Origin of the sequence: Rhizobium sp. RU35A (assembly GCF_900156005.1) — a bacterium.
GTDB lineage: Bacteria > Pseudomonadota > Alphaproteobacteria > Rhizobiales > Rhizobiaceae > Neorhizobium > Neorhizobium straminoryzae.
On sequence record NZ_FTMR01000004.1, the window covers coordinates 97,908 to 109,595 of the forward strand.

Genomic DNA, 11,688 nt, shown 5'->3' on the forward strand with positions numbered 1-11,688 from the left:
CGGCCATGAATCTGCGAAAGTGGGAGTATTTCCTGAAGGTCGCCGAATTCGGCAACCTGTCGCGGGTGGCGGAAAAGCTCGATATTTCCCAGCCCGCCTTGTCCCGCCAGATCGCAGCGCTGGAACGGGAGGTCGGCGCCCCCCTCTTCTTCCGCAACGGCCGGGGCCTGACGCTGACCCCGGCGGGCGAAATCTTCCGCACCCGCGCGGAAGCCATCCTGGAGGAGATCGCCCGGGTTCCGGGCGAGGTCATGCACGCGGTCGACACGCCCTCCGGCCGGCTCGCCTTTGGTGCACCACCCTTCATGGGACGCATCCTGACGGGCGAACTGGTGGCGAACTATGTGGAGGCCTATCCGCATGTGCGGCTTCGCGTGCGCGGCGCCCATTCGTTCCAACTGCGCGAGGCGATCTTCTTCCGCGACATCGACATCGGCATTCTGGCGGCGCCGCTGACGGAACCGGATCTTCATACAGAGCCGCTGCTGCAGGAGCAGCTCTATTTCGTCGGCCCGAGCGACAGCGGCCTGTCACAGGATGTTCCGGTGAGCCTGGAGGACGTCGCCGACAAACCGCTCATCCTCACCCCGCGCCCCGACGGCCTGCGCACGCTGATCGACACCGAATTCGCCAGGATCGGCCGTCGGGCGAAGGTGGCGGTGGAAACGGAATATGCCCCGATGGACGACCTGATCCGGCGCAAGGTCGGCTATGCCATCATGCCTCATTGCGGCATGATCAATTCGCCCCTCACCCAGTTTTCCTGGGCGCCTATCCGCGACCTCTACGTCCAGTGGCTGATCGCCTCGCTGGAAAACGTCGAGCGATCACTTGCGGCACGCCGGCTGATCGAGATGCTGAAGACCTCCACACGCGCCAGCATCGCGGCCGGCCGCTGGAAGGCAACCGCCAGCTTTATCCCATAAGCGATCGACCGGAGAGCGGCGCGTTCCGGATCCGCCCGGCGGTGCTTGCTGGCCGTTGCTTGTATGGCTTCCAACCACACGCCTGCGCCGGTGATCGGGTGACTGGCTGCAGGGAGAGCGTCAGAACGCCTCGCGATAGAGCGCCAGCGCATCCTCCTCGCCGAGCGCGACCGGGTTGTTGACGAGAAGTCGGGTCTGTTTCATGGCGTCGCGCGCCAGGACAGGCAGCATGTCCTCCACCACACCGACGTCCCGCAAACGTCGCGGCGCGCCGCTGTCGTTCATGAGCCTTTCCATATGCGCGACAAAAGCGTTTGCGCGCGCAGATGTATCGCCCTCGCCTGCAACGCCGAGCACGGCAGCAAGTTCGGCGTAGAGCGGTGCGGCTTCCCGTGTATTGAAACGCAGGACCGGCCCCAGCATCAGCGCATTGGAGAGGCCATGCGGCACGTGGTAGTGGCCACCGAGCGGATAGGCGAGCGCATGCACCGCCGCGACCGGTGCGTTGGCAAAGGCCTGCCCGGCGAGCATCGCTCCCAGCAGCATGCTTTCGCGTGCCTGCCGGTCCGCGCCATTGCGGCAGGCAGGCACCAGATGGGCACCGAGCAGGCGCAGGGCCTCGCGTGCCAGCGCATCCGACAATGGGTTTTTCCGGATCCGGCTGGTATAGGCCTCGATTGCATGGACCATCGCATCAATGCCGGTGGCGGCTGTATGAAGTGGCGGCAAGCCAAGAGTAAGCTCGGCGTCGAGCAGCACGAAATCGGCGTAGAGCTGCGGCGCGACCACCCCCATCTTGGTGGTTTCGCCGGTCGTGATGATCGCGATGTTGGTCACTTCGGAGCCGGTTCCTGCAGTGGTGGGTACCAGCACCAGCGGCAGGCGAGGTCCCCTCACCTTGTCGATGCCATAGATCTCGGACAGCGGCTGTTCGGACACAAGCAGCACTGCCACCAGCTTGGCGATATCGAGCGACGAACCGCCGCCAAGCCCGACGACGATATCGACACCGGCCTGCCGGGCGGCAGTGACGCAATCGGTGACAACCTGCTCGGGAGGATCGGCGACCACGGCATCGAACACCGCCACGCGAAATCCGGCCTGATCCAGTCCCTCGACAATCGGCGCAATCAGCCCGGCCCGCACGAGCCCCCTATCTGTCACCAGCAGGACATTTCGGGCGGCAAAGCGGCCGCAGAGCATGGTACCAAGCCGTCCGGCACCACCCCACTCGACCTGAAGGGCAGACACCGTGCGAAATTCGAAGGGGTTGATCATGAGGGCTCCTCCCAATCTGCGTCTTGCCAGGCTTCGGATATCGAAAAGGTGAACCGGCATCACGACTGTCACGACACGGCAAATCTTCACGCTTCGCCACGCAAAGCAAGCCCGGTTTCATGTCCACCTGCCGGTCTGCCGTTCAGATATAAAGCCGAGGCCGGGAAGGAAAACACGGCATGTTGCCGGACACAGAGCCTGCAACAACCGCCTTCGGACGCCCCAGTCGGAAACTTCCCTTCATTACGCTCTTGTAATTGGTATTTTTTCGGACTTGTGATTGGTTTGTCGTCTGTTCGTCAGGCAGCGCGGCTACTTGACGTCCACCGGATGCGCTTGCTTGCGGCGCGCGAGGTTGCTTCACCCCACGCATGAGCGGTCATTGATGAGAACACGTACCAAAATCGTCCTGTTCGGCCTCGTGGTTGCCGCAGCAGGGCTTGTCTATGCCGCGCAGCAGCCGCAGGTGAAAACGATGGTTTCCGGCTGGTTCGGCGTAAAGCCGGCAGAGCGACAAGGGGCGCGTGATCGCGCCATTCCGGTGGTTGCCGCGCCCGCCACCATCGCGGATGTTCCCGTCTATTCCATGGGCGTGGGTACCGTTCGGCCCGCCAATTCAGTGGTGGTGCGGGCACAGGTCAGCGGCCGCATCGCCGAAATCCTGTTTCAGGAGGGGCAGGATATCCGCAAGGGCGAGATCATCGCCCGGCTGGACGACGCCCTCTACCGGGCGCAGCTCGATCAGGCCGTTGCGAAGAAGGCGCAGGATCAGGCGCAGCTGGACAATGCCGTGGTGGAGTTCGAGCGCCTGCAGCGACTTGCCGGAAATTCCGCCACCACGCAGCAGCAGGTGGACAATCAGCGCGCGCTGGTCGCCCAGTACAAGGCGCAGGTGCAATCTGACCAGGCGGCGATCGAAGCTGCGCAGGTGCAACTCGACTATACCACGATCCGCGCGCCGATCGACGGGCGCACCGGCATTCGCAATGTGGATGTCGGCAATATCGTTTCCAGCGGCGATTCAAATGGCATCGTGACCCTCTCGCAGATCCGTCCGATCACCGTGGTCTTCTCCGTACCGCAGCAGGATCTGGCCCGCGTCAATGCCGCGAGCGCCAGAGGGCCGCTGAGCGTGGATGCCTTTGCCGATGACGGCAAGACGGTGCTGGCCAGCGGCCGGCTGACCGTTGTGGACAACCAGGTGGACGCGACCACCGGCACGGTGAAGCTGCGCGCCGAATTTGCCAACGAAACGCTGGCGCTGTGGCCCGGCGCCTTCGTCAACGCCCGTCTTCTTGTCGAAACGAAAAAGGGCGTGCTGACGGTACCGTCGGCCGCAGTGCAGCGCGGCCCGGGCGGCACTTATGCCTATATCGTCGAGAACGACGATACTGTTCACATAGAGGCCATCGAGGTGGCAATGCAGGATGACCGCATGGCGGTCATCGCCAAGGGACTGAAGGATGGCGACCGGGTGGTCACCACGGGCTTTGCAAGGCTGCAGGATGGCGCGCAGGTGCGCGTCTCCACCCCGGAGGAGGCCGATCCCTCCAGAATGGCCGTTCCGCTTTCGGATGAAAGCCGCTCACAGCGCCGCAAGGGCGGCGGCAACAGGAACAACCAGAACAAGCCGGCATCCGGAGACCACGCCCCCCAGCACGGCCAGCGGCCGGAACCCGCTGCTCCGGCGCAGGAGGGGGGAGAACAGAGCCCCGGCCACCACCGGCAGAACGGTACCCCTCCTTCGGCCTCCACACCGCCGGAGGCTGGTGGCGGCGACACCCGCAAAGCGGCTGACGCAACGAAATGAGCATCTCCACCCCCTTCATCTCACGGCCGGTGGCAACCTCTCTTCTCGGGGTCGCAACCTTGCTCGGCGGACTGCTCGGCTTCTTTTCGCTGCCCGTCGCGCCGCTGCCGCAGGTGGATTTCCCGACCATCCGCGTCACGACGCAACTGCCGGGCGCCGATCCCGATACCATGACCGCACTCGTCACCGCGCCGCTGGAGCGACCGCTTGGACAGATTCCGGCGATTGCGGCGATGACGTCCTCCAGCGCCTTCGGCATCAGCCAGATCACGTTGCAGTTTAATCTGGACCGCGACATAGACGGGGCGGCGCAGGATGTGCAGGCCGCCATCAACGCTGCCGCCGGAAGCCTGCCGAAGACGCTGCCTTACCCGCCGACCTACGCCAAGGTGAACCCGGCCGATACACCGATCATCACGCTGGCGCTGCATTCGGATACCTATCCGATCCGCGATCTCAGCGATTTCACTGACACCGTGATGTCACAGCGCCTCAGCGAAGTCTCCGGCGTCGGCGACGTCCGCGTGCAGGGGGGCGTCAGGCCCGCCATCCGCGTGCAGGCGGATCTGACGCGGCTGGCGTCCTACGGGCTTTCGCTGGAAGACCTGCGCAGCGGGATCTCCAATGCCAATGTGTCCGGCGCCAAGGGCGCGGTGGACGGCACCTACCAGTCCTTCACACTTTCGGCCAACGACCAGATCCACGATCCCGAAGTCTACCGCCAGACGATCATTGCCTATCGCAATGCCGCCCCGGTACGGCTGAAGGATGTGGCCGATGTGATCGAGGGGCTGGAGAACAGCCGGGTCGGCGCCTGGTATCAGGGCCGCCCCGCCGTCATCGTCGACATCATGCGCCAGCCCGGCGCCAACGTGATCCAGACGGTGGAGGATGTGCGCCGCCAGTTGCCCCGCCTGAAGGCCGCCCTGCCGGCCGGCGTCTCGCTCGACATCGTCAACGACCGTACCGAAACCATCCGTGCCTCGATCCACGATGTGCAATGGACGCTGGTGCTGTCCATCGCGCTGGTCATCCTCGTCGTCTTCCTGTTCCTGCGCACGCTGACGGCCACCATCATCGCCGGCGTCGCGCTGCCTCTGTCTCTCATCGCCACCTTCGGCATCATGTGGTTTGCCGGCTTCAGCCTCGACAACCTGTCGCTGATGGCACTTACCATCGGCACCGGCTTCGTGGTGGACGATGCGATCGTGATGATCGAAAACATCGCGCGCCATATCGAGGAGGGCGAGCATCCGATGCAGGCGGCGCTGAAGGGTGCCGGCGAAATCGGCTTCACCATCATCTCGCTGACGGCATCGCTGATTGCCGTCTTCATTCCACTGCTCTTTATGACCGGCATTGTCGGGCGCATGTTCCGCGAGTTCGCGCTGACGCTGACGATTGCCGTCGTTGTCTCTGCCGTCATCTCCCTGACGCTGACGCCGATGATGTGCGCGCGCATCCTGCGGGCGCCGAAGGAGCGCAATTCGGGTCTTCTCGGTCTCACCGACCGCTTCATGGACTGGATGAACGAGGGCTACCATAAAAGCGTGGTCTGGGCGGTGAACCGTGCCTGGCTGATGCTGTCCCTGACGGCCATTACGCTCGGCGTGACGGTGGCGCTTTATCTGGTGATTCCCAAGGGTTTTCTGCCGGTGCAGGATACCGGCCTGATCACTGCCGTTGTCGAGACGGAACCGACCAGTTCCTTCGACGCCATGAAGGCCACGCAGCAGACCATCGGCGACCGGTTGCGGCAGGATCCGGCGGTGGAAAGCGTGATTGCCGTGATCGGCACCAGCGCCAGCAACCTGACACTCAATACGGCAAGCTACACGATCGTGCTGAAGCCGCGCGAAGAGCGAGACAGGTCGGCAACGGACCTGATCGAGCGCCTGCGTGCACGCGTCGACGGCATTCCTGGCGTGCGCGCGACCTTCCAGAGCGTGCGCGACATCTCGATCAGCACGCGCGCCAGCCGTGCGCCCTACCAGTACACGCTGACCGGCACCAATACCGCAATCGTGGCCGGCTGGGCGGACAGGCTGGCCCGCCGGCTGCAGGCCAATCCGCTTCTGGTCGACGTGACCTCGGAAGTCGAAATGGGTGGCGGCCGTCTCGCCATCGAGGTCAATCGCGAGACGGCGGCCAGGCTTGGCGTCTCGATGCAGGCAATCAGCGACACGCTCTATGATGCCTTCGGCCAGCGGCAGATCAGCACGATCTACGGGCAGGCGAACCAGTACCGCGTCATTCTCGAGGCGGCAGCGCGCTTCCAGGGCGACCCGAAGGCGCTGGAACAGCTTTATGTGGAAGGCGCCAGCAATGCCATGGTGCCGCTGAGCACCGTGGCGACGGTGCGTTTCACGACAGGACCTCTGGTCATCAGCCGCAGCGAGCAGTTTCCGGCGGTCACGCTGAGCTTCGATCTCGCGCGCGGCGCCTCGCTCTCCGAAGCGGTCGATGCGATCAAGGCCGCCGAAAAGGAGATCGGCATGCCGGCCTCCATCCAGCGCCATTACAGCGGCGATACGGAGGAATTCGACCGGTCGCTGGCTGGTGAACCCTGGCTCATCCTTGCAGCGATCATCACCATCTACATCGTGCTTGGCCTGCTCTACGAAAGCACCATCCACCCGATCACGATTCTCTCGACCCTGCCATCCGCCGGCGTCGGTGCCCTCCTGGCGCTGATGCTGTTCGGCCAGGATCTGTCGATCATCGCCCTGATCGGCATCGTGCTCTTGATGGGCATCGTGAAGAAGAATGCGATCATGATGATCGACTTCGCACTCGATGCGGAACGGCAGGACGGGCTTTCGCCACGCGATGCCATCGTCAAGGCGGCCGCCCTGCGTTTCCGCCCGATCATGATGACGACGCTTGCCGCCCTGTTTGGCGCACTTCCCCTGGCCCTGGCGCAGGGCACCGGTGCCGAGCTGCGCATTCCGCTCGGCATTTCAATCATTGGCGGCCTGCTGCTCAGCCAGTTGCTGACGCTCTATACGACGCCGGTGATCTATCTGGCGCTGGACGGTCTGCGTGCGCGCGCAACGGGACGCGCAAAGGCACAAGCCGGTCAGTCGGGCAAGCCCGCATGAATATCTCCGGCCCCTTCATCAGCCGTCCGGTCGGCACCACGCTTCTCGCCATCGGCCTGATGCTGCTGGGGCTGGTCGCCTATCATTTCCTGCCGGTGTCCAGCCTGCCGGCCGTGGATCTGCCGACCATCCGCGTTTCGGCCAGCCGCCCGGGAGCGGACCCGGAAAGCATGGCCTCCAGCGTGGCCGCCCCACTGGAACGTCATCTCGGCGCCATTGCCGGCGTTACCGAAATGACCTCGACCAGCGGGCTCGGCACCACCAACATCTTCCTGCAGTTCGACATTGCCCGCAATGTCGACAGTGCCGCGCAGGACGTGCAGGCCGCGATCAATGCCGCGGTGGCCGATCTGCCGAGCGACATGCCGGGCCTGCCCTCCATGCGCAAGGCGAACCCCGCGGCAGCACCGATCCTGACCCTCGCCCTGACCTCCCCGACACTCCCGGCCAGCGCCATCTTCGATGCGGCCGATACGGTCGTCGTCCAGCGCATTTCGCAGGTAGAAGGGGTTGGCGATGTCAGCGTCAGCGGTGCCGACCAGCCGGCCGTCCGCGTCCGCCTCGATCCGGACCGTCTGGCGGCCTTCGGCCTTTCCGCCAATGATGTGCGCAATACGATCGTGAACGGCAATGCGCTTGCCCCGATCGGCGCGATCGACGGCCCGAACGCCTTCTATGCGCTGTCCGTCAATGCGCAGCTCTCCCGCCCGGAGGATTACGGCCAGCTGATCATCCGCTCCGGAGATGGCACCGCAACGCGCCTTGCCGATATCGCGACGGTGGAGGAAGGCGTCCGCAATCGCCGCTCCGATGCCTGGTTCAACGGCAAGCCGGCGGTTCTGCTGAACATCACCAAGGCGGCCGATGCCAATGTCGTCTCGACCGTCGATTCGGTGCGGGCGCTGATCCCGGAACTCAAGCAGCTGATCCCGGCCGGCATCGAGATCAACGTGCTGAACGACCGCACGACCACCATCCATGCCAGCGTCGAGGACATGCAGTTCACGCTGCTTGCCACCATCACGCTGGTGATGGCGGTGGTCTTCGTGTTCCTGCGGCGAGTGGTGCCGACGATGGCGGCCGGCATGACCGTTCCCCTCTCCTTTGCCGGCGCCTTTGCCGCCATGTGGCTGACTGGCCTGTCCATCGACAATCTGTCCCTGATGGCGCTCGCCGTTGCGAGCGGCTTCGTGGTCGACGATGCGATCGTGATGATCGAGAATGTCTATGCCAATCTCGAAAAGGGAATGAGGCCGCTTGACGCTGCCCGCGAGGGGGCAAGGCAGATCGGCTTTACCGTCATTGCCATCAGCGTCTCCCTGATGGCCGCCTTCATCCCGCTGTTCTTCATGGGTGGCGTGGTGGGCAAGTTCTTCCTCACCTTCTCGCTGACGCTTGCCTTTACCATTCTCGTCTCGACCGTCGTCTCACTGACGCTGACGCCGATGATCTGCGGCCATCGGCTGACAGCGCATGATCCGGCCGACCGCGGCAACCGGTTCGACCGCATTGTCGAACACACGCTCGAAGCGACGGTCGCCTTTTACGACCGGACCCTCAGCAGCGTCCTGCATCACCGGTTTCTGGCGGTGCTCAGCACCGTCACCTGCATCGTGCTGACCGGCTATCTCTATGCCAAGGTGCCGAAAGGCTTCATCCCGCGCGACGACACCGGTTTCGTGATGGGCAACAGCCAGGCCGCAAGCGATATTTCCTATCCGGCCATGGTCGCGCTGCAGCGGCGGGCGCTCGCCATCGTGGAAAAGGATCCGGCGGTGGAGAACATCGGCGCCAGCGTCGGCGGCGGCTTCCTCGGCACCGCCAATCGCGGCCAGATGCAGATCTCGCTGAAACCGCCCGCCGAGCGCGATCCGACCGACGTAGTGATCGAGCGCCTACGGCGGGCGACCGCCGTCATTCCGGGCCTCGACACATCCTTCTTTTCCCCGAGCGACATCCGCATCGGGGCCCGGTCCTCCGATTCCGAGTACCAGTTCACGCTCTGGGATGCCGACTACAACGAGTTGATCACCTGGGCACCGCGCATTCTGGCGCGGCTGCGGCAGGAGCCGCTTCTGACAGACGTCAACAGCGACCGCCAGCCGAACGGTTTGCAGGCGAATGTGGTGGTGGATCGTACCGCCGCAGCCCGTCTCGGCGTCAAGATGAGCGCCGTCGATACAGCCCTCAACAATGCCTTTGCCCAGCGGCAGGTGACGATCGTCTATGGCGAGCGCAACCAGTACAGGGTCATCCTCGAGGCCTATCCTGACTTTGCGAAGGACCCGGAGCATATCCTGAAGATCTATGTGCCCGGCAGCGACGGCACGCAGGTACCACTCGGTGCCTTTGCAAGAGTGGAGCGAACACTGGCGCCGATCGGGGTCAACCATCAGGGCCAGTTCCCATCCGTGACGATTTCCTACAATGTGGGGCCGGAAACTACGCTGTCCCAGGCCAATGAGGCGGTAAAGGCGGCGGTTGCCGGCATGCATCTGCCCGATACGCTGCATGCGGAATTTGCGGGCGATGCCGCCAGCGCCAGCAAGTCCTCCGGCAACCAGCCGCTTCTGATCCTCGCGGCGCTGCTTGCCGTCTATATCGTGCTTGGCATTCTCTACGAAAGCCTCGTGCACCCGCTGACCATCATCTCGACGCTGCCATCCGCGGGTCTCGGCGCTCTGCTGGCGCTGTGGGTCAGCGGCACGGAGCTGACGATCGTTGCCTTCATCGGCATCATCCTGCTGATCGGCATCGTCAAGAAGAACGGTATCATGCTGGTGGACTTCGCGCTGGAGGCGGAGCGGACACTGGGCATGCCGCCGGAAAAAGCGATCCACGAGGCCTGTCTCAAGCGCTTCCGCCCGATCATGATGACGACGCTTGCCGCCTTCATGGGCGCGCTTCCGCTGGTGCTGGCCACAGGCCCCGGTGCCGACCTTCACCGCCCGCTCGGCATCACCATCATCGGTGGTCTGATCGTGTCGCAAGCGCTCACGCTCTATACCACGCCGATCATCTACCTGATCTTTGCCCGCTGGTCGGCCCGGTTTGCGCGTGGCACCGGGGCACGTCAGGCCCAAACCGGGTTTTCCGCCGCATCCTCTTGAAAAGTCCGCTGGTCGTGCTCTCAATATGTCCGACAGAGGCACGCTCTCACCCCGTCAACCTTTTGCCGCTCCGCCACTCCGGCGCGCTCATTGATGTGACAGGGTCCCTGTCAACGACCCGTCGCCTCCGGCGAACCGGTGCGTTCATACCGCAGAAGGTCGCCGGGCTGGCAGTCGAGGAAATCGCAGATCCGTTCCAGCGTTTCGAAACGGACGCCTTTCACATGGCCTTTCTTGAGAAGGGAGAGATTGGCTTCCGTGATCCCCACATATTCGGCGAGATCCTTCGACTTGACATTGCGCTCGGCGAGCATGACTCCGAGGCGGACCTGAATGGGCATTTCGGCTCTCCTCAGACGAACTGATCGTTCTCGGCGGCGATCTCGGCCGCTTCAACGAGAACCCCTGCAATCAGCGCAACCATCGCCGCAAACAGGATCGACAGCAGCGTGTCGGAACCGATGTTCAGCACCAGACTATGCGTTCCAGCCGGCGAGAGCATGCTGAGCAGCAGGCCGAGCGCTGCGCCTGCCACGGGTTTCAGCAGGGCAGATGCACCGACGCCCAGAGCGAAACCACGAAGGCTGCGGGCGGCATCGCCGGAGAAGATCGCACCGGCCGCAAAGCATGTGAAACAGCGCCGGGCACACAGCAGGCCGGCAATCAGCGCGCCAAGCGGAAGCATGGCAACGGCAAAGGCGGCCAATCGTGCGGGAAAGCTGATCGCCAGCGGTGGGGTGAGCATGAGGCCGGCATGGCGAAACAGCATGTCGGCGGGTGTCAGGCACCAGTAGAGCAACATCGCCGCCCCCAGCAGGACGGCCACGGCGACGCTGGCTATCGCCATCATCCGGCTCAGACGGCGAACGCGTCCCAGCCGGATTGCGCGGGGATCATCGTGCCTCACAGACATGCTCATGTCCGACATAACCATGGAACAGCTCCTTTAGTATGGCCAAAACATATCCGAAAATTTCTGTTTTACAATAATATATTTTCGTGAAATGCTCACATCAGTTCACCGGAGGTTACCCATCAATGTCTCGGATCATCCCACTGACGATCGCCGTTTTCGCGTCGTGTCTCGTTCTCGTGCCGGCCCATGCGGCACCATCAACGTCAAAAGGCTCCATATCGGTTGCGCAGGTCAGCCAGATGTTGAAGGAGGCGCCAACCAATCGCATGGCGCAACAGGTACTTACCGCTTATCTCGGGGGTGTCGGCGAGGCGGCTGGCATCATGGTCGATCTTGGCGGCGCACCGTGCAAACGGCCATTCACGCTGACGGCGGAAGACGTTCGCAGGACCATGGACACAGCTCCCGCCGGCACGCCAGCCAGCGAGGTGGCCGCAACACCGCTCCTCGTGCGTGACATGCTGGCGCGTGCCGGATGCCACAGCCGGTAAGCAGAACCACCGAACGTTTGCGGCTGACTTGGCCCTTCATGCGAGAGGGCAGAGCG

Annotated in this window: 8 protein-coding genes; 5 read left to right on the top strand and 3 right to left on the bottom strand. The window is 63.8% G+C overall.

Annotated features, from left to right (window positions below; all coding sequences use genetic code 11):
* Positions 1-5 precede the first annotated feature (5 nt).
* Positions 6-926, top strand: a complete 921-nt coding sequence (locus F3H95_RS11080; protein ID WP_149746011.1) for a LysR family transcriptional regulator — start codon at positions 6-8, stop codon at positions 924-926.
* Positions 927-1,046: 120 nt separating this feature from the next.
* Here F3H95_RS11080 and F3H95_RS11085 read toward each other — a convergent pair whose 3' ends face one another.
* Positions 1,047-2,204, bottom strand: a complete 1,158-nt coding sequence (locus tag F3H95_RS11085; RefSeq protein ID WP_188134361.1) for an iron-containing alcohol dehydrogenase — start codon at positions 2,202-2,204, stop codon at positions 1,047-1,049.
* 385 nt (positions 2,205-2,589) lie between these two features.
* Between F3H95_RS11085 and F3H95_RS11090 the strand changes: the two genes are divergently transcribed.
* Genes F3H95_RS11090 through F3H95_RS11100 form a run of 3 tightly spaced genes read left to right on the top strand, consistent with a single transcriptional unit; the run spans position 2,590 to position 10,225 of the window.
* Positions 2,590-4,014, top strand: a complete 1,425-nt coding sequence (locus F3H95_RS11090; RefSeq protein ID WP_149746013.1) for an efflux RND transporter periplasmic adaptor subunit — start codon at positions 2,590-2,592, stop codon at positions 4,012-4,014.
* Positions 4,011-7,115, top strand: a complete 3,105-nt coding sequence (locus F3H95_RS11095; RefSeq protein ID WP_149746014.1) for a multidrug efflux RND transporter permease subunit — start codon at positions 4,011-4,013, stop codon at positions 7,113-7,115. Before F3H95_RS11090 ends, F3H95_RS11095 begins: the two co-directional genes overlap by 4 nt.
* Complete coding sequence (locus F3H95_RS11100) at positions 7,112-10,225, top strand: efflux RND transporter permease subunit (protein ID WP_149746015.1); 3,114 nt, start codon at positions 7,112-7,114, stop codon at positions 10,223-10,225. The genes F3H95_RS11095 and F3H95_RS11100 overlap by 4 nt, the downstream gene beginning before the upstream one ends.
* 110 nt (positions 10,226-10,335) lie before the next feature.
* Here F3H95_RS11100 and F3H95_RS11105 read toward each other — a convergent pair whose 3' ends face one another.
* Both F3H95_RS11105 and F3H95_RS11110 read right to left on the bottom strand, forming a co-directional pair.
* Positions 10,336-10,566 (bottom strand): helix-turn-helix transcriptional regulator, encoded by a 231-nt coding sequence (locus F3H95_RS11105; RefSeq protein WP_149746016.1) that lies wholly within the window; start codon positions 10,564-10,566, stop codon positions 10,336-10,338.
* An 11-nt stretch (positions 10,567-10,577) separates the two neighbouring features.
* On the bottom strand, positions 10,578-11,138 hold the full coding sequence (locus tag F3H95_RS11110; protein WP_244617978.1) for a DUF2975 domain-containing protein: 561 nt from the start codon (positions 11,136-11,138) through the stop codon (positions 10,578-10,580).
* 125 nt (positions 11,139-11,263) lie between these two features.
* On the opposite strand from F3H95_RS11110, the gene F3H95_RS11115 reads away from it, so the two are divergent.
* On the top strand, positions 11,264-11,632 hold the full coding sequence (locus F3H95_RS11115) for a chlorophyllide reductase (RefSeq protein WP_149746017.1): 369 nt from the start codon (positions 11,264-11,266) through the stop codon (positions 11,630-11,632).
* The last annotated feature ends 56 nt before the right edge of the window (positions 11,633-11,688 follow it).